Source organism: Acetivibrio mesophilus, assembly GCF_004102745.1.
In the GTDB taxonomy this organism is placed as follows: domain Bacteria; phylum Bacillota; class Clostridia; order Acetivibrionales; family Acetivibrionaceae; genus Hungateiclostridium; species Hungateiclostridium mesophilum.
Map to the genome: position 1 here is coordinate 86,777 of NZ_RLII01000004.1, position 18,137 is coordinate 104,913.

Here is an 18,137-nt window from a genome sequence, read left to right on the forward strand (position 1 = left end):
TTTTGATATTTAGAATTGAGTAAGTCTATAAGCCGGGTTCTGTATTTGATAGTCATCTATCTAGGCTATATATTTCTATATAGCTCCAGCCACCTACCCGGGACTAGCGGGCCACCTTAACGTCCCTCTATACGGTGTTGCTCCAGGTGGGGTTTACATAGCCGGTAAGTCACCATACCGCTGGTGAGCTCTTACCTCACCTTTCCACCCTTGCCATGCTGAAAACCAAAAGCTAATAGCTTCAATCTTCAGCAGGCGGTATATCTCTGTTGCACTTTCCTTGAAGTCGCCTTCACCGGGAGTTACCCGGCACCCTGCCCTATGGAGCCCGGACTTTCCTCGTGTACGGCCTTTCGGCACTGTACCCGCGACTATCTGGCTTACTCAAAATCTTTAGTTTCCATCGGCAAAATATATTATACGCACATAGAATACTAATGTCAACAAATTTTAAATGGGTCCTCTTCCATATTGCTCTTCACAACCTCAATTTGAGGGAAATTCTCTGATATTAATTCTACAAGCCTGTCTGCAATAATTCTTTCGGTATTAAAATGTCCGGCATCTATAACGCACATTCCCATTTCCAGCATATCCATAGCATCGTGATACTTTACATCTCCGGTAACCAGCACATCTGCCTTTGACTTTGCAGCACCTAATACTTCCCGGTCAAAGCTACCACAGAATACAGCCACTTTTCCAACCTCCCGGTCAATATCGCCAATTACTCTGACATTTTTTACACTAAGCTTTTCTTTCACAACAGCTATAAACTCCTCAAGGCTTTTTGGCTTGTCAAGTACTCCCACGTTACCCATACCATACTGCCTGCCTTTTATCTCAAGGGGATAAATGTCATAAGCCACTTCCTCATAAGGATGAACCTTTATCATGGCTTCAATTGCTTTTTTGAGGTCCCTTTGGGCGATTACGGTTTCCACCCTATACTCATCAACCTTCTCAAGATTGCCCGTTGTGCCTATATAGGGATTTGTGCCCTCTAAGGGTCTAAACGTCCCCGTTCCGGCTGTCATAAAGGAGCAGTCACTGTAATTGCCTATCCATCCCGCCCCAGCCCGGCTCATTGCTTCTCTGACCGAATCTACGCTTTCATGGGGAACAAATACAACTATCTTATAAAGCTTTTCCGCCTTGTAATCTTTAAGATTGCTTATTTCTGTAAGCCCTAAAAGGGAAGAAAGGTAATTGTTAACTCCTCCATAGGCAACATCCAAATTTGTATGGGCACTATATACTCCAATATTGTTTTTTATTAGCCTATAAATAATATTACCCTTTGGATCGTCCTCATTTATCCTTTTAAGGCCTTTAAATATGACCGGATGATGTGAGATAATCAAATCTGCTTTTTTGGCTATAGCTTCATCTACAGTCTTAGAAGACACCTCAAGACATACAAGGATTCTTTCTATGATGCTTTCCCTGCTTCCAATAAGCAGTCCGACATTGTCATAATCCTCCGCAAGATTATTTGGAGCCAGTTCCTCCATGTACCTTATTATCTCCCTTGCTTTAATACTCATAAAACCACTCCTTTTAGCTTTTGTCTTTATATTCCGTAAAAAGCCTTGATATTTCATCTCTTATTCTAATGCTGTCCAATCTTGTTTTGGAGTTTTTATCGTTCATCTTCTCCATTTCAAGAATAATTCTATCCATATGTCCTATCTTTTTTTCAATGAACACTGTTAAAAGCGGGTCTTTATTTTCAAAAAGCTTCTCACCAATATAATAGTATACTTCCTCTTTTATTTTCACATTTCCCGTCCATTTTACAGCCATCGCATTATATATTCTGTCTTCCTCCATTGCAAGCCTCTCGTCAAAAATATCAAAACCGTTTTCGTAAAGCCATTGTCGTACCAATTCTATTGAATTCATCGGTTGAATAATCAGCGTCTTCGCCTTTTTGGCCTTGGCAAAATCTTTTGTTAGTATTTCCCTTATTATCAATCCGCCCATTCCCGCAATAATAATAACATCAGCCTCGTCATCCTCTATGGGTTCCAATCCGTATCCAATTCTGGTGCTTATGTACTGTGTCAGACCATATTCAAGTATATTTTTGTTTGCAATGCTTATTGGGCCTTTTCTGACATCACACGCAACTGCCCTTTGGCATTTTTTATTCATTACAAGATAAATGGGAACATATGCGTGATCCGTCCCAATATCACAAGCAATATTACATTTTGGGGTCATATCGGCAATAAGTTTCAAACGTCCCTTTAACTCCATGACAACTTCCTTTCGTCAAAAAAGTTTTATACAGTATGATAACAATTATATTGGATTTTTGGCGCATAATAAATAGTATAAAAACATTTCTAAATTAATAAAAAGGGGATGTTTCGATGATACAAAGCCATAGACTTCATAATGCAAAGGACATAGAAAAACCTTTTGAAACAGCAATCACCGGCATGACAGAGCCACCATACCAAGCCATCATCATCAAAAAAAGTACCCCTGTGTCAAGTCATAGAGAACCAACCCAAAACTTTGACACCTTTATCGAGATAAAACAATAAAATAAGGAGTCCTTCTGGACTCCTTATTTTATTGTTTTGGTGGGCCTTCAGGGACTCGAACCCCGGACCAACCGGTTATGAGCCGGTTGCTCTAACCAACTGAGCTAAAGGCCCGTTTGGCTCCTCAAGTAGGACTCGAACCTACGACCCTGCGGTTAACAGCCGCATGCTCTACCGACTGAGCTATTGAGGAATATATTTGCCTTAGCAATTACTTGCTAAGCACAAAATATATTATACTTATGCATCCCTCCAAGGTCAAGAATTGTTTTATTGCCATTTTAAGCATTTACAGCCGTTTTTCTCTTGTTTTTTAGTTATTACTCTCATTTTCGTGGTATAATTTTTTTCGTAAACTATTTACTATCCACAAATCGAACACTCTTATTACTAATTGGTGGTTTTAGGAGTCTTGTTTCTATATTGGAGCAACAGTTCCCTCAGTTCAGTTGCGTGTTTTCCTTCATCCTCTGCATACTTTTTGAAAACATCCTTTATCTTCTCATCCTCTATTCTTTTAGAATACATCTCATAATCCCTTACCAACTCCATTGAATTTTCCCATGCCCTGAGCAACCTGTCGTAAGTTGTAATTTCCACTTCATTTCTGTTCATCTCATCCATGTTATTCATCTCCATTATAAATATATTTTATATTATTCTTATATTGCTTCGAACAATGTTTTTTTATACAGTTTATATTATAATCTCATTGTTTTGAATAATTTGCCAAACAGTTCTTAACAGTATTCCTTTGGTGTATAAACATGTTAAACACTTTTTAAAATTAATTTAAAAAATCGCTTGATTTTTCTTTTTGCATCTATTAATATACTACTAGTATATTAATTATACTCCCCTAGATCCCGGAAATAGGCGCATAGCTAATTTACGGGATATTTTTTATCCTCAAATCCGTTAAAACAGTTTTTCTCGATTCTACTTTACAAATTCCGCTAAAATCATGGGACATCGAGTTCCTTTGCTTTCGTCTCTTTCATTTCATTCCAAGAGGCCAAATAAAAGCTCGGAAAATCAAGTCCCTTCGCTTTGGGCTCTTTCATTTCACTCTAAGAGGCCAAATAAAAAGAGCCAGGTAACAGTTCCTGACTCTTTTCATTAATCCAAATAGTCCTTAAGCTTTTTACTCCTGCTGGGATGCCTCAGCTTTCTCAATGCCTTTGCCTCAATCTGACGAATTCTCTCCCTGGTGACATTGAACTCTTTTCCAACCTCTTCAAGGGTCCTAGCCCGTCCGTCATCCAACCCGAATCGAAGTCTTAGAACTTTCTCTTCTCGAGGAGTCAAAGTATCCAAAACATCTATCAGTTGCTCTTTCAAAAGTGTAAAAGCAGCTGCCTCCGATGGTGCCGGAGCATCATCATCAGGTATAAAGTCCCCAAGGTGACTGTCTTCCTCTTCACCTATAGGCGTCTCAAGAGAAACAGGCTCCTGGGATATTTTCATTATCTCCCTTACCTTTTCTACAGGCATATTCATCTCTTTTGCAATCTCCTCAGGGTGAGGTTCCTTCCCCAGTTCCTGCAGAAGCTGTCTGGAAACTCTTATAAGCTTGTTGATTGTCTCAACCATGTGAACAGGTATCCTGATGGTTCTCGCCTGGTCTGCAATTGCTCTTGTAATTGCCTGCCTAATCCACCATGTAGCGTAAGTACTGAATTTGAAGCCTTTTCTGTAATCAAACTTTTCTACTGCCTTTATAAGTCCCAGATTTCCCTCCTGAATTAAATCAAGAAAAAGCATACCTCTTCCTACATATCTCTTGGCAATACTTACAACAAGCCTCAAATTTGCCTCAGCCAACCTTCTTTTAGCTTCGGCATCACCCTGTTCCATCCTGTGAGCCAGTTCAATTTCTTCCTCAGCACTTAAAAGAGGTACTTTACCAATCTCCTTTAAATACATTCTAACAGGGTCATCTATACTTATACCCTCGGGCACAGAAATGTCCAGATCATCCTCCGTAAGTTGGATATCCTCCATTTCCGCATCGATATCTCCTACTACGTCTATCCCCATATTTTCTAGTGTCTCATAAATTTTTTCAATATGCTCCGGATCGATGTCAATTTCATCAAACGCATCCATTATTTCCTTGTATGTGAGCATTCCTTTTTGCTTACCTTTTTCAATAAGCTCAAGCAAAATCGCTTTTTTATCGCTATTGGGTTTCACTTACTGCCCCTCCGTTCATTAAGATGTATCTCTCTATATACTTTTCATTTTCAATAAAACTGACTTCAACTCCAACTTCAACTTTTCCGAATCTTCAGCTGACAAGTTTTCGGATGAAAGCAATTGAAGTATCTCCTTCTGTCTGTTCCTTAGACGGTATAATTCCATTTTTTTAATTATGTCCATAACTGCCTTTATGTTATCATCAAAATTACATTCCCCCTGTATTAATCTCGCAAATATGCTTGAAGACTCATCACCGGCCAAATTTATTAGCTCCGCCGGAACTATTCCCTTCTTATCTTCAAAGCGTTTAAAAATAATCTTTGCCATTTCTTTATTTTTTTCATTTTCAAATTCATCAACATTTACCTTATCCTTGATGACTTTATATAATGAATTATCAATGCTAAGTAGGCATAGCAACATTCTTTCACAATCAATAATACTATGATATGTGCTTTTTTCGTTGCTTTCCTCACTTTTAAACCTATTATTGTTAGGTTTTACCAACATTGGTTTAAAACCTTTTCTGGGTTTTATTCTTCTCAGTACTTCTGCATATATCGATTCCTGACTTATATCATATTCCTTTGAAATTTTCTTAATATACATTTCTCTTTCCATATTGTTGTCAATCTTTGACAGCAAATCTGCCGTCTTATTAAGAAAATTTATCTTTCCATCAGTAGTATTTGTATCTATAGTAGATTTTAAAGCCTTTATTTTATACTCAACCAATGAAAGTGCGTTTTCAATCAGCTTATTAAAGGCTTGAGCTCCGTTCTTCTTGACAAACTCATCAGGATCCTTTCCTTTAGGTATAAGAAGAACTTTTACATTGCAGCCGATATCGTTCAACAAATCGAGCCCTCTCATTGTAGCAGCCTTACCCGCAGTATCCGCATCATAGGATATAATTATCTCTTCTGCATATTTTTTCAACAATCGTCCCTGACTTTCAGTTAGAGCAGTACCTAAAGAAGCTACAGTATTTATTATTCCAAACTGAAATAGGGATATTACATCCATATATCCTTCAACTACTACTATTCTTTTTTCACCCGAATTCTTGGCAAAGTTCAGAGCATATAGATTTTTCCTTTTATTGTAAACCAATGTTTCCGGAGAGTTCATATACTTTGGAGTAGATTTGTCCAAGACTCTCCCGCCAAAACCAATAACATTTCCCCTTAAATCAAATATTGGAAATATAATTCTACCTCTAAACCTATCGTAACAACCGCCGTTTTTGCCTTTTAAAACCAGTCCGCTGTCTAAGAGTATGTCTTCACCGTAGCCTTTTTTCTTTAAATGATTGTATAAAGCATTCCATTCCTCAGGTGAATAACCCAAACCAAATTTTCTGGCAATACTTCCGCTGACCTTTCTTTGGCTTAAATACTCTCTTGGAGCAGAATTTCTTTTCTCATTAAGCTGCTCATAGAAAAACCGAGCTGCTTCAATATTGATTTTCAAAAGCTCCTGCTTTTTTTGGGCGATGGTTCTTTCTTCTTCATTATCTCCTTCGGGCAGCTGTATCCTCGCCTTCTCTGCCAGCAGCTTGATTGCTTCAATGTAGTCAAGATTCTCTGCATCCATAACAAACTGTATAACGCTTCCACCTTTGCCGCATCCAAAACAATAATATAGCTGCTTGCCAGGGTCTACACTAAATGAAGGAGTCTTCTCATTGTGAAATGGACATAGGCCGAAATAATTCTTGCCTTTTCTTTCGAGTCTAACATACTCCCCCACAACACTCAAAATATCATTGCTAATTCTAATTTCTTCAATCAATTCTTCTGGATAATGTGTATACATTCTATACTCTTCTTTCCTAAAACAACTCCTTTATAAAAATTAATTATTTGTTAAATAAGCTGTTTATCATCGTTCAACTATATTCTTCGACATATTTATTGATATTCCTTCTTTTTTTATTAATCAGTAAATTTAATTCTGATCCAAGCAAATATGTCGGATTTTTATTATCATGGAAGCAAAATCAAAAATACCATAATACGATTTTATTTTATTCTTCATAAAAATAAATTTTCCTTCTTTTAATTAAAAACAAATATTTTTAGATATTCTTTCAACTTTATTGCCAATTTATACGTTTAACATAAATTCAGCCCAAAAACAAGGGTTATTGGGCTGTGTACGCTTAGTGCCATGATTCAGGTATAAATATTTCGTAAAATTTTTTTACCGCATATCGGTCGGTCATTCCGGCAATATAATCACAAACAACTCTGTCTATATCTGAGTATTGAAGCATTTTTGCCGCTTCCTCCGACAGAAAATCCGGTCTTTCTTTTATATAGTTGTAAAGCTCCTTTATAATATTTTGAGCTTTCATTTCGTCCTTTTTAGCTTTTGAGCCTACATACACGTTGCTGAACATAAATTCCCTCAGCTCATTCATTGCCCCCTGAAATTCACTGTTCATTTTTACTGTGTTCTTGCCCTTGCTATTGTTGATAATATTTACGATCATATTGTTTATTCTTCGACTGGAATTATTGCCCAAGACATTAGTACACTCCTTCGGAAGACTATCTTCCGATATAATCCCCCCTCTTATGGCATCATCTATATCATGATTTATATATGCAATTCTATCGGCATACCTTATAATCTGTCCCTCTAGTGTTGAAGGAATGGTATCTCCGGTGTGATTTAGTATTCCATTTCTTACTTCCCACGTAAGGTTCAGCCCATTGTCTTTTTCCAGTATATCTACCACCCTAAGACTCTGCTCATTATGCTTGAACCCATGAGGGCATATCTCATTTAGAACTCTCTCACCAGCATGGCCAAAGGGCGTATGCCCCAAATCATGCCCTAAGGATATTGCCTCCGTCAAATCTTCGTTTAATCTGAGGCTCTTTGCAATAGTCCTTGCTATCTGCGAAACCTCAAGGGTATGAGTCAATCTCGTCCTGTAATGGTCTCCTTCAGGAGAAAGAAAAACCTGTGTTTTATGTTTTAATCTTCGAAAAGCCTTTGAATACAATATTCTATCTCTATCTCTTTGGAAACGGGTCCTTACTTCACATTCTTTCTCTTCATGCTCTCTGCCAAGGGATTCGGCGCTTTTTGCCGCATAAGGTGACAAAACATCAGCTTCAAGCTTCTCTAATTCTTCACGTATCAGCATTGCAAGTTACACCTCCCTACAAATAAAAAAACCTGTATTTATTTATATTATACAAAAACCACAGGTTTCCTTCCAAAAAAAACATAATATTTTCACTTGCGGACATAGAAAAATCTTCTTACCTCAGCGGTGTTTCAACGAGGCGTAAGAATGCTCACCGCCTAAAAAGCAAATCGCTACCTTCCCCTTATAGAAGTGGGGACATTTATCGCCTCGTTATAATATTTCTAGTATTTTTAGCTCCCTTTCCTCCATAAGATCAATATATCTGTCATCAACTTTTATAATTGGTCTTGATACATGCCTTGGGTTTATATACACAATTTCACATATCTCACCTGTATTAAGCTTTGCAAAATCCCCAATATAGTATGCTGCTATATTGTTGAGAAAAGCATTGACCACAGCTACATCAAGCTTACCAACAGATTCCTCCTCCATTATATGAAATACCTCAAAAGGACTTTCTTTCTCTCTATACACTCTGTTTGATGTCATAGCATCATAAATGTCCGCTACTGCTATCACTCTTGCCATCATATTTATTTTATCGCCTTTAGCGCCGGTAGGATAACCGCTCCCATCTATCTTCTCATGGTGCATAAGAACAGCAATACGTACCTCCTGGTCTACCTCGTGTTCCTTTTCAAGTATTCTATAGCCGTAAATGGTGTGTTTTTTTATCTCTTCATATTCTTCTGGCGTTAGTGTTGAGGGTTTGTTTAGGATTTCCCTAGGCACTTTTGATTTGCCTATATCATGGAGCAGACCTGCCTGAACAAGCATAAGAAGCTTGTCCTTGCTAAATCCCATCCACTTCCCCAACAACATACACAGAAGCGACACATTTACACAATGGGTGTAAGTATATTGATCTGCACTTTTGATTTGATTTATACATCTTACTATATCCCTTTTTTCATTCAATCTTGCAACCACAGAAGTAACAACTTTGTCGACCTTCTCCATATTAATATTCTTTCCGATAGCTGCATCATAAAGAACACTCTTAAAGGAATTAACGCTCGAATTATACGAAGCATTGAAGCTCTCGGAAATTTCAGAAACAACAAAATTCTGATCCCTTTCTATTACCCTAACCTCACCGTACTTAAGGTTAACGAGCTTCTTTATCATGTGATCATCCAATATTGTCCCTTCCGAGATCACTATTGATCCATAATCATTCAGTATTGTTTCGGCAATTCTCATGCCCGGTTTCAATTCTCTTAAAGGTAAAAATGTCTTTGACACATTATCCCCCCAATTCAATATTCATTTTTATTATTATCGTAAATTTCTTCAATATAGTTTATAAATAATTGTATTCGCTCCTTTGATGGTAAACTTTTTGCATTGATGATATATGTATTTTATGTTAACATTTATAAAGCACAGTAACATTCCTAACTGTTTTTTGAACGCTTTTACAACTGTATGTGGGTTATGTCGACTATGAAGTTTATATTTTATGTGAACATTATTTCAAGAAATATCTCAAAAAATCCCCTAAGGGGATTATTATTATTATTATTTATATCATGTAGAAGGGGTGCTGATCGGTTATGCAATTAAATAATATGAAAAAAATCGACAAGATAGCAAAAGAATTTAATAAAATAAACCGTCTTTCAAAACTTATCATAAAATACGGAACTTACGCTTTCATTGCAATGTTTTTGCTTGGAGCATTGACAATTCTCATGTATCAGACTGTATTTTATTCAAACGACTATACCTATTACTTAGGAACTTTGATTGTAAAAACCAGCTTTACCATTCTTGCAGAAGCAATAATTGGAGGTCTCGTTATTGATTTTGCAGCAGGAAAAGGTTAAGAATTGAATAATCCCGAAAAGGGATTTTTCAATTCTTAACCTTCATATTTCACCATGCTTTTCTTGGCTTTTGATGTCGAATATCTTATTTGCTTCATCTACAAACAGTATTTTTGGATTAAAGGACTTGGCTTCTTGCCTTTCAAATATTCCATAGGAAATTATAATTATCAAATCGCCGGGATGCACAAGCCTTGCAGCTGCACCATTGAGGCAAATCATCCCGCTTCCTCTTTCTCCTTTAATAACGTAAGTTTCGAACCTGTTTCCATTGTTATTATCTACAACCTGAACCTTCTCATTTTCAATTATATCGGCAGCATCCATCAAATCTTCATCAATTGTAATGCTCCCCACATAGTTTAAGTTCGCTTCAGTTACTGTGGCACGATGAATCTTAGATTTCATCAATGTTATAAACATACTTCTTACACCTCCACAATTATATTGTCTATCAGCCTTGTACTCCCAAATTTAACAGCCAACGCTATTAGAACTCTCCCCTTAATCTCATCAACACTTTCCAAAGTATCTGCATTTACCAATTCAACATAATCAATCACTGCATTTTTTTCTGTCTGTATTCTGTCAATTATATATTTTCTGATTTTGCCACCATTAGTTTCGCCTTTTTTTATGAGCTCCTCGGATTCCATCAAGGATTTTGAAAGTACTACGGCCGATTTTCTATCCTCGGGACTAAGATATACATTTCTCGAGCTCATAGCAAGTCCATCTTCTTCGCGCACTATAGGGCAGGTTATAATTTCAACATTCATATTAAGATCTCTGACCATTTTCTTAATTACTGCTGCCTGTTGGGCATCCTTCTGTCCGAAATATGCCCTGTGAGGTTCAATGATATTAAACAACTTGGTTACGACCGTTGTAACACCTTTAAAATGTCCCGGCCTCGCTTTACCGCAAAGGACTTCGGTTATGCCCTCAACACCAACATAAGTCTTATATCCGTCCGGATACATTTCTTTAACAGATGGAGCAAAAATCACATCAACTCCTGCCGATTCCGCAAGCCTCAAATCTCTTTCCATATCCCGTGGATAACGCTCAAAGTCCTCATTTGGACCAAACTGTGTCGGATTTACAAAAATGCTCATAATCGTATAATCATTGTTTTGCAGCGACATATTCACCAAAGATAAATGTCCTTCATGGAGATATCCCATTGTAGGCACAAAACCAATTGTCCTACCCATACTCTTCTGAGTTCTCACTATAGCTTTTAAATCGCTAATTGCCTCAATTACTCTCATACTATTTCTCCCTTATATATTTTTATGTCCGATAGTACATATTAATATATACATCATCTATATATCAAATTTAATTTTTTCAAGCTCTTCAATAATCGAATCATCCACCGTAAAAGAATTTTTTTCTGTAGGGAATACTCCATTTTGCACTTCTTCTATATAGCTTTTTGCTGCCATGTCTATGGCAGCTCCCATGTCGGTATATTTCTTGACATGCTTTGGAGTAAAGTCCCTAAACATTCCGGTTACGTCCTGTATGACGAGAACCTGTCCATCGCAGTCAGGACCCGAACCAATTCCTATTGTAGGTATATCCAACCTTTTAGAAATAAACGCCGCAAGTTTATAGGGTACACACTCTAACACCACGGAAAAAGCCCCTGCTTTTTGCAACAAGAGAGCATCACGGTATATTTTTTTCGCTGTGGCAATAGTCTTGCCCTGTGCTTTATGCCCTCCAAAAACGTTTATCGACTGGGGAGTATATCCAAGATGCCCAACTACAGGTATTCCTGCACTGATAATGGCCTTAACATCTTCAATTATGTCCTCGCCGCCTTCAAGCTTAATGGCCTTGCAGCCCCCTTCGGACACAAGCCTTCCGGCATTTTTGACACTGTCATTCTTTCCTGTATGGTATGATAAAAACGGCATATCTGCAACAACCATCGCCCTTTTAGCCCCACGCACCACTGCCTTTGTATGATGTACCATATCATCCATTGTTACCCGAGTAGTATCCTCGTATCCTAAGACCACCATTCCAAGGGAATCTCCTACCAGTATGGAGTCTACTCCGGCTTCATCTAAAATTTTAGCTGTCGGATAGTCATAAGCTGTCAGCATACTGATTTTTCTGCCCTGCTTTTTCGATTCCAGAAAACTTGCTGTTGTAAACTTGTTATTCATAATCATACCTTCCCTTTTTTACTTACTACTCTTTTATTTACCACTTTGCATTTCATCCAACACATCATTATGCTATCTAGCTTGTTTTAACTTTAATCAAAATACTTTTTGTCAAACTAAAAAAGTCAATCCGACAGGATTGACCAATATTCGACAACAAAGGCAATATATTCTTCACAAATCACCCTGTCTCTGTCCCCTTTTCGGATCAAAGCAGAAAATATTCTTACAATACAATTCTTTTCAATTAATATCTACAGTGTGGTTCATATTGATACCACCTGAATATAGTTAAATATTAGCACAGTCATAGTTATAAATCAATAATTTCAATATAAAAATTGATATAAACAAAAATTGGGTAGAAGTCTTAACCCCTACCCAATCTATTTTTAAATCATAAGCTCAGTTATGCTTTTGCGGGCCTTGCAGCAGCCTTTTTCTTTGCCTGCTTTTCCTTCAACAATTCCCATAGCGGGCTTGCAATAAATATTGTAGAATAAGTTCCGCTGATAAGACCGATTATCAATGGGAATGTGAACTCCTGCATTGAGCCGATTCCGTTATATACAGCAAATACATAAATTGTTATTACACATATTAATGTAGAAACAGTAGTATTTATTGTTCTTGACATACTCTGAGCGATACTGTTGTTTACAAGATCCTTTATAGATTCCTTTCTGGATATCTTGCTGTTTTCCCTTATTCTGTCGTATATTACTATGGTATCGTTAACAGAGTATCCCAATATAGTCAATACCGCCGCTATAAAAGAATCATTAACAGGTATATTGAATACCGCATATACCGCAACCATCATCAGAACATCGTGTATTACTGCCACAACAGCAGTAAAGCCTGCTAAAAGTCCTGACATGATATTAAATCTTATCCCAATATACAAAATGAGCAATAACGTAGACAAAATGACTGCAATCAAACCTTTAGTAAGCAATTCGGATCCTATTGAAGGATCAACATCCCTTACTATCATTTCACCGTCTTCTTTTACATTAAATTCGGATTTTAATGCTGTAAGAACCTTGTTGCGCTCATCATCCGTAAGCTTACCGCTTGACTTTACAACAAGAAAACTGATACTTTCATTGCTGTTTTTTGAATCCAATGTTTGAGATTTTTGTGTATGAATACTTTTTCCGATAGCCTCTGTTCCTACTTTATCGGCCTTATCAGTATCAAAATCTCCGCTTTCCATCTCTATTTCTATTTGAGTTCCTCCCTTGAATTGAATATCCAGATTAAGTCCTCCCCTGAATATCAACGCAACCAAACCAATTAGTAACAACGCAGAGGATAATATGAAAAAGTACTTTCTGTTACCGACGTAATCAAACATTTGCAGTACCTCCTTTAGCTCCAAATAGCCATGGTTTTCTTAAAGCACGAATTTCTGCCAAAGATTTCAATACAATCTTTGTTGCAAATATGGCAGTAAGGAAATTAAGAATTACACCAAGTCCGAGAGTAATAGCAAAGGATCTAACTGCTCCTGTTCCAAAGTAATAGAGAATCACTGCAGTTATCAATGTGGTCAAGTTACCGTCAAGTATTGCAGTAAACGCCCTATCAAAGCCCAAATCAACAGCAGCCTGAACAGTTTTGCCGCTCTTAATTTCTTCCTTAATTCTCTCAAAAATAATTACATTGGCGTCAACACTCATACCGACGGTAAGAATCATACCTGCTATACCCGGAAGAGTAAGGGACATACCGCTCAAAACAAGTATTAGTATAACAGCTGCAGCCTGTCCAAGAAGCGCGATATCTGCTACCAATCCAGGAACTCTGTAATACAGCAGCATAAACAACCATACTAAAAGAATTGCAACTGCCCCTGCATATATACTTATATTAAGTGCATTTTCACCAACAATCGGGCTAATGTGGTTAACATCCTTTGCCTCAAGCTTAAAAGGCAAAGCACCGGATCTGATTATAGCTGCAAGCTCTTTTGCTTGTGTTATAGACTGTTGCGGGTCATAAGCTCCAAGTTCGATTACCGCTTTGTCCTTACCGGTAATTTTTCCGTTAACTATAGGAGCTGAAACCATTTGGTCATCAAGATATATAGCAATTTTTTTGCCAACCAATCTTTCGGTTGCCTCTTCAAACTTTTTAGCTCCATCATCACTAAATATCAATCTTACATAAGCCATTTGCGTTTCGGGATTTGTCTCAGCCACGGCACTTTCTATCTCGCTACCTTGAAGAACTATCCTGTCAGTCATTACATAATCTCCTGTTTCAGGATCTATCTTGTCTTCATCAACTTCTCTAAAGGATAGCATTGCCGTAGCACCAATATCGGCAATTGTCTCATATGGGTCGGAAGACTCACTGCCTTTTTTGTATGGTATTTCAACAAGTACCCTTCTGTTAACCTTGTCCACCGTTACAGTCTTGTCGTAAATCTGCTTACCTTCAAGTCTTGTATCTATTATACCTTTCACAGTTTCCAACTGATCATCAGTAGGTGTTACCCCTTCAGGAGCCGAAAGAACAGCACTGACACCACCACTTATATCAATTCCATATCGGATGCTATCATACGCCTTGCCTATAGTATACTTTATTCCCGGAACATTAAATCCGACAAGAACAATAGCGGTCATAGCTGCAATAATTGCCAAAATCAAGAAGCTCTTAAGCCCGCTGCTTAATTTCATTTGTAAAATTCCCCCTTTAATAATCTTTTCACATGTGGTTATTATATAACTACAACAAATTCGAGTCAATATACTTTTTTTCTCAGTAAAGTTTCATGGCACCAATCTTTACCATCCGCAGAAAGCACAGGTTAAAGAAGGTGAGTTCCATTGATTATGAGCTGAAATTTGAGTCCCAAAAACTCCGCAGCTCTTCGGTTCATTGTCATTCTAACCAAAAATATTTCAAAATAATCCATAACAGGACAGATTTTTGTGTCTATTTGCAGTTCCAGCACAGCCAACTTCTTTTCATTATCCACATATAAATCAGAGCTTTCAACAGCATAGTTTACCCTGTCATGGATATCAAAGGTCGCTATGTCATTATTTCTGACCCGGGTTCTGTGAACATCGGATTTGTCTGCAATGATGAGAGCTGCAGAAATATTGCTTACAGGGGCTCCCGAATTCTCATCGTGATTTCCGATAGCTAACATTATCTCCGCTGCTTCACTATAGCTCATGCCCATTTTAGTTAGAATATTATAAGCCAGTATTGCCCCCGAATGGGCGTGGTCTATTCTATTTACCGCATTTCCGATATCATGAAGATAACCCGCAATTTTAGCAAGCTCAACCTCCCGTTCAGAAAACCCCAATGTCTCAAGTATTTCTCCTGCTTCCTTAGAAACCAAACCAACATGCCTAAAGGAATGCTCGGTATATCCCAAAGCAGCAAGCTGCCTGTCCGCTACTTCAAAAAGCGAATGGATTTCTTCATTGTTTTTTAAATCCGCTAATCTTATAAGGCCCATAACAAACCTCCCAAAAATGATGGTTATGCTTTAGATATCCTGCGCTTTTATCCACAATGCACATTCAACTCTCTTCTTTTCCAATTCACAGCCAACTTTGTACGTTTTATTGATGTCATTATGAAAATTGAATGAATTAGCCGCACAACCTCCACTGCAGTAAAACTTTGCCCAACAGCTATCACATTCTTTTTTGGTATATACATTTGAGTTCTTGAAATAGCTCTGAATGTCCCTATTAAGGACTCCTTCCTTGACATTACCCATTTTAAACTTCTCATTGCCCACAAACTGGTGACAGGGGTAGATGTCTCCTTCGGGAGTAATCGCAAGATACTCATGGCCCGAACCGCAGCCGCTCAACCTTTTGATGATGCATGGTCCCTGACTTAAGTCTATCATGAAATGGAAGAAATTAAACCATTCCCCTTCTTTGCTTCTTTTTACATACTCATATGCCAGCTTCTCATACTCATCAAACAATTGGGGAAGGTCTTCCTCCCTTAAATCATATCCGCTGTCCTTCGCAGCCACTACAGGCTCAACTGAAATCTGCTTGAAACCTTCATCGGCCAGATGGATTACATCATTGGAAAAATCCATATTTTCCCTAGTAAAGGTTCCACGAACATAATAATTATCCTGATTTCTAGACTCTGCCACATGCTTAAACTTCGGCAAAATATCCTTATAACAGCCGCTGCCGTCAATTCTTTTGCGCATTCTGTCGTTTACTTCCTTACGTCCGTCAATGCTCAGTACAATGTTGTGCATATTCTCATTTATATACTTTATATTATCGTCATTCAAAAGCAAACCATTCGTCGTCAATGTAAATCTGAAATTCTTATTATGTTCCTTTTCCTTGTGCCTTGCATATTCAATAATTTCTTTGACCACTTCAAAGTTCATCATCGGCTCTCCGCCAAAGAAGTCTACCTCAAGATTTCTTCGATTTTCCGATTCTGAGATTAAAAAATCAATGGCTTTTTTACCCACTTCCGAACTCATCATGGTTCTCTGTCCGCCAAAATCTCCAGTAGATGCAAAACAATACTTACATCTTAAATTGCAGTCATGGGATATATGAAGACATAGCGCCTTCACAACGGACTTCCTATTCATGGATGGAATATAGTCCTTGTAAGGATCCTCGGAATATAAAAGCCCTTCCGACCTGAGACTTTCAATCTCCCTTAGAGCTTCTTCAATCTCATCGGCACTGTATTTATCAGCAAGCTTATCCTTAATCTCATCAACAGTATAATCCTTATAGAAATCTAATATATCAAAGGATATGTCATCTACCACATGGACAGCACCACTGTTGACATCAACAACTATATTGGTGTCCATTAACGAAAACTTATGAATCATTGTCATCTTACTTTACCACCTTATAATATACAATTCCTTCGCTTTAGCCTCTTTGGCTTCATTCCAAGTGCTAAAAAAGTGAAAAGCGAAATACTTCTTTCACTTTTCACTTCATTAATTGTGCAAAACAGATACTTATTATTTTCTACCCTTTATGTAAAGGATTATTTCTTTTCACAGCTTTGGTTTGCTACAGTACAGGAAGTCTTGCAAGCTGACTGACAGGAAGTCTGACATTCGCCGCATCCACCCTTTTTCAAGCTGTCTTTTAATGTTGATCCGTTTAAAACCTTAATATGTTTCATTTGCTTTCCCCCTATAGTGAAATTTACACGTTGTATTATAACACAAATTACTAGTGTTGAAAAGAATATTGTATAAAACAAAAAATCTTTTTCTACATCTTTGCAAGAAGCTCTTTAAAATACTCGGGAACCGGTGACTCAAACTCCATATACTCTCCCTTTATGGGATGGATAAATCCAAGCTTTTTTGCATGAAGGGCCTGTCCATTTATATCATATACATCATTTTTCTTTCCATAGACCGTATCCCCGATAATTGGATATCCTATATAGGACATGTGCACACGTATCTGATGCGTCCTTCCTGTTTCCAAAGTGACCTCAATATAAGTGGCATCTTTAAATCTCTCAAGCACTTTAAAATGGGTCACGGCGCGTCTACCGTTCTTGGTATTCACAGCCATTTTCTTTCTGTCCACAGGATGCCTTCCTATGGGTGCATCAATTTTGCCCTGTTCCTCCCGGATTATGCCATGAACCAGCGCTACGTAAACCCTTTCAATGTCATGATCTTTTAGCTTGCGGGACAAACCCTCATGAGCAGTATTACTCTTGGCTACAACCAGGACTCCGGATGTATCCTTATCGATCCTATGAACAATACCAGGCCTAATAATGCCGTTTATGTCGGAAAGATTGTCTCCGCAATGATTCAACAGCGCATTCACCAAAGTACCGGAGTAGTTTCCCGCCGCCGGATGCACCACCATACCCTTGGGCTTATCCACCACTACAATGTCCTCATCCTCGTACAATATGGGGACACTTATGTCCTCCGCCTCCACATCAAGAACCTGCGGACTTGGTATTTTCGCCAGTATCTCATCCTTAGGCTTCAACTTATAGTTGGACTTAACTGGTTTTCCGTTGACAAGTATCATTTCATCATTGACAAGCTTCTGTATATATGACCTGGAATAATCCTTAAGCTTGCCGCAAAGCCACGCATCAATCCTTATTCCATTGTCTTCCGAAATAAATATAATTTCTTCCATAACTTCTCCACGCCTCAATTTTATGCACTAAACCT

At 37.9% G+C, this 18,137-nt stretch carries 18 protein-coding genes, 2 tRNA genes and 1 other RNA gene; 2 read left to right on the top strand and 19 right to left on the bottom strand.

Annotated elements, in window-relative coordinates; genetic code table 11:
- Positions 1 to 12 precede the first annotated feature (12 nt).
- The 3 genes from rnpB to EFD62_RS05255 all read right to left on the bottom strand — a co-directional run bounded on the left by rnpB (position 13) and on the right by EFD62_RS05255 (position 2,262).
- Positions 13 to 387, bottom strand: an RNA gene (rnpB, locus tag EFD62_RS05245) — RNase P RNA component class A.
- A gap of 53 nt (positions 388 to 440) precedes the next feature.
- The gene (locus EFD62_RS05250) at positions 441 to 1,547 is read right to left on the bottom strand and encodes a Nif3-like dinuclear metal center hexameric protein (protein WP_069193582.1); all 1,107 of its coding nucleotides are present in this window, start codon (positions 1,545 to 1,547) and stop codon (positions 441 to 443) included.
- Positions 1,548 to 1,560: 13 nt separating this feature from the next.
- Entirely contained in the window at positions 1,561 to 2,262 is a 702-nt protein-coding gene (locus tag EFD62_RS05255; RefSeq protein WP_069193581.1) for a tRNA (adenine(22)-N(1))-methyltransferase, read from the bottom strand.
- A 116-nt stretch (positions 2,263 to 2,378) separates the two neighbouring features.
- Between EFD62_RS05255 and EFD62_RS17740 the strand changes: the two genes are divergently transcribed.
- Entirely contained in the window at positions 2,379 to 2,555 is a 177-nt protein-coding gene (locus EFD62_RS17740; RefSeq protein WP_170176841.1) for a hypothetical protein, read from the top strand.
- A gap of 37 nt (positions 2,556 to 2,592) precedes the next feature.
- On the opposite strand, the gene EFD62_RS05260 is transcribed toward EFD62_RS17740, so the two are convergent.
- From EFD62_RS05260 to EFD62_RS05290, 7 genes are all read right to left on the bottom strand, one after another.
- A tRNA-Ile gene (locus tag EFD62_RS05260) sits at positions 2,593 to 2,669 on the bottom strand.
- A gap of 3 nt (positions 2,670 to 2,672) precedes the next feature.
- Positions 2,673 to 2,748 (bottom strand) — tRNA-Asn (locus EFD62_RS05265).
- A 197-nt stretch (positions 2,749 to 2,945) separates the two neighbouring features.
- The gene (locus EFD62_RS05270; RefSeq protein WP_069193580.1) at positions 2,946 to 3,179 is read right to left on the bottom strand and encodes a ferritin family protein; all 234 of its coding nucleotides are present in this window, start codon (positions 3,177 to 3,179) and stop codon (positions 2,946 to 2,948) included.
- 495 nt (positions 3,180 to 3,674) lie between these two features.
- Positions 3,675 to 4,751, bottom strand: coding sequence for an RNA polymerase sigma factor RpoD (gene rpoD / locus EFD62_RS05275; protein WP_069193579.1), 1,077 nt, complete (start codon positions 4,749 to 4,751; stop codon positions 3,675 to 3,677).
- A gap of 33 nt (positions 4,752 to 4,784) precedes the next feature.
- Positions 4,785 to 6,575, bottom strand: a complete 1,791-nt coding sequence (gene dnaG, locus EFD62_RS05280) for a DNA primase (protein WP_069193578.1) — start codon at positions 6,573 to 6,575, stop codon at positions 4,785 to 4,787.
- A gap of 346 nt (positions 6,576 to 6,921) precedes the next feature.
- Positions 6,922 to 7,917, bottom strand: a complete 996-nt coding sequence (locus tag EFD62_RS05285) for a deoxyguanosinetriphosphate triphosphohydrolase (protein ID WP_128705824.1) — start codon at positions 7,915 to 7,917, stop codon at positions 6,922 to 6,924.
- Positions 7,918 to 8,133: 216 nt separating this feature from the next.
- Complete coding sequence (locus EFD62_RS05290) at positions 8,134 to 9,171, bottom strand: HD-GYP domain-containing protein (RefSeq protein ID WP_128705825.1); 1,038 nt, start codon at positions 9,169 to 9,171, stop codon at positions 8,134 to 8,136.
- Positions 9,172 to 9,482: 311 nt separating this feature from the next.
- Between EFD62_RS05290 and EFD62_RS05295 the strand changes: the two genes are divergently transcribed.
- Complete coding sequence (locus tag EFD62_RS05295) at positions 9,483 to 9,755, top strand: hypothetical protein (protein ID WP_069193577.1); 273 nt, start codon at positions 9,483 to 9,485, stop codon at positions 9,753 to 9,755.
- 42 nt (positions 9,756 to 9,797) lie between these two features.
- Here the strand turns inward: EFD62_RS05295 and panD are convergent, their stop codons facing one another.
- The 9 genes from panD to EFD62_RS05340 form a co-directional block, all read right to left on the bottom strand.
- Positions 9,798 to 10,178: an aspartate 1-decarboxylase gene (panD, locus tag EFD62_RS05300; protein ID WP_128705826.1), complete on the bottom strand. Its 381-nt coding sequence runs from the start codon at positions 10,176 to 10,178 to the stop codon at positions 9,798 to 9,800.
- A 5-nt stretch (positions 10,179 to 10,183) separates the two neighbouring features.
- Entirely contained in the window at positions 10,184 to 11,029 is an 846-nt protein-coding gene (panC, locus tag EFD62_RS05305; protein ID WP_128705827.1) for a pantoate--beta-alanine ligase, read from the bottom strand.
- A gap of 57 nt (positions 11,030 to 11,086) precedes the next feature.
- Positions 11,087 to 11,938: a 3-methyl-2-oxobutanoate hydroxymethyltransferase gene (gene panB, locus EFD62_RS05310; protein ID WP_128705828.1), complete on the bottom strand. Its 852-nt coding sequence runs from the start codon at positions 11,936 to 11,938 to the stop codon at positions 11,087 to 11,089.
- A 409-nt stretch (positions 11,939 to 12,347) separates the two neighbouring features.
- Positions 12,348 to 13,298 carry a protein translocase subunit SecF gene (gene secF / locus EFD62_RS05315; RefSeq protein ID WP_235832569.1) on the bottom strand — a complete coding sequence of 317 codons (951 nt, stop codon included), beginning with the start codon at positions 13,296 to 13,298 and terminating at the stop codon, positions 12,348 to 12,350.
- Positions 13,291 to 14,628, bottom strand: coding sequence for a protein translocase subunit SecD (gene secD, locus EFD62_RS05320; RefSeq protein WP_128705829.1), 1,338 nt, complete (start codon positions 14,626 to 14,628; stop codon positions 13,291 to 13,293). Before secD ends, secF begins: the two co-directional genes overlap by 8 nt.
- Positions 14,629 to 14,759: 131 nt before the next feature.
- Positions 14,760 to 15,425 carry an HD domain-containing protein gene (locus EFD62_RS05325; RefSeq protein WP_069193571.1) on the bottom strand — a complete coding sequence of 222 codons (666 nt, stop codon included), beginning with the start codon at positions 15,423 to 15,425 and terminating at the stop codon, positions 14,760 to 14,762.
- Positions 15,426 to 15,455: 30 nt separating this feature from the next.
- Entirely contained in the window at positions 15,456 to 16,808 is a 1,353-nt protein-coding gene (gene scfB, locus EFD62_RS05330; protein ID WP_128705830.1) for a thioether cross-link-forming SCIFF peptide maturase, read from the bottom strand.
- Positions 16,809 to 16,966: 158 nt separating this feature from the next.
- Complete coding sequence (gene scfA / locus EFD62_RS05335; protein WP_069193570.1) at positions 16,967 to 17,107, bottom strand: six-cysteine ranthipeptide SCIFF; 141 nt, start codon at positions 17,105 to 17,107, stop codon at positions 16,967 to 16,969.
- Positions 17,108 to 17,199: 92 nt separating this feature from the next.
- On the bottom strand, positions 17,200 to 18,102 hold the full coding sequence (locus tag EFD62_RS05340; protein ID WP_069193569.1) for an RluA family pseudouridine synthase: 903 nt from the start codon (positions 18,100 to 18,102) through the stop codon (positions 17,200 to 17,202).
- Positions 18,103 to 18,137 lie beyond the last annotated feature (35 nt).

Bases quoted from the DNA above. Each gene is read 5' to 3' on its own strand.
- secF (WP_235832569.1), bottom strand. From the start codon at position 13,298: ATGTTTGATTACGTCGGTAACAGAAAGTACTTTTTCATATTATCCTCT.
- panC (WP_128705827.1), bottom strand. From the start codon at position 11,029: ATGAGAGTAATTGAGGCAATTAGCGATTTAAAAGCTATAGTGAGAACT.
- scfB (WP_128705830.1), bottom strand. From the start codon at position 16,808: ATGACAATGATTCATAAGTTTTCGTTAATGGACACCAATATAGTTGTT.
- EFD62_RS17740 (WP_170176841.1), top strand. From the start codon at position 2,379: ATGATACAAAGCCATAGACTTCATAATGCAAAGGACATAGAAAAACCT.
- EFD62_RS05340 (WP_069193569.1), bottom strand. From the start codon at position 18,102: ATGGAAGAAATTATATTTATTTCGGAAGACAATGGAATAAGGATTGAT.
- EFD62_RS05325 (WP_069193571.1), bottom strand. From the start codon at position 15,425: ATGGGCCTTATAAGATTAGCGGATTTAAAAAACAATGAAGAAATCCAT.
- EFD62_RS05255 (WP_069193581.1), bottom strand. From the start codon at position 2,262: ATGGAGTTAAAGGGACGTTTGAAACTTATTGCCGATATGACCCCAAAA.
- EFD62_RS05295 (WP_069193577.1), top strand. From the start codon at position 9,483: ATGCAATTAAATAATATGAAAAAAATCGACAAGATAGCAAAAGAATTT.
- EFD62_RS05285 (WP_128705824.1), bottom strand. From the start codon at position 7,917: ATGCTGATACGTGAAGAATTAGAGAAGCTTGAAGCTGATGTTTTGTCA.
- EFD62_RS05250 (WP_069193582.1), bottom strand. From the start codon at position 1,547: ATGAGTATTAAAGCAAGGGAGATAATAAGGTACATGGAGGAACTGGCT.
- panD (WP_128705826.1), bottom strand. From the start codon at position 10,178: ATGTTTATAACATTGATGAAATCTAAGATTCATCGTGCCACAGTAACT.
- dnaG (WP_069193578.1), bottom strand. From the start codon at position 6,575: ATGTATACACATTATCCAGAAGAATTGATTGAAGAAATTAGAATTAGC.
- secD (WP_128705829.1), bottom strand. From the start codon at position 14,628: ATGAAATTAAGCAGCGGGCTTAAGAGCTTCTTGATTTTGGCAATTATT.
- EFD62_RS05270 (WP_069193580.1), bottom strand. From the start codon at position 3,179: ATGGATGAGATGAACAGAAATGAAGTGGAAATTACAACTTACGACAGG.
- panB (WP_128705828.1), bottom strand. From the start codon at position 11,938: ATGAATAACAAGTTTACAACAGCAAGTTTTCTGGAATCGAAAAAGCAG.
- scfA (WP_069193570.1), bottom strand. From the start codon at position 17,107: ATGAAACATATTAAGGTTTTAAACGGATCAACATTAAAAGACAGCTTG.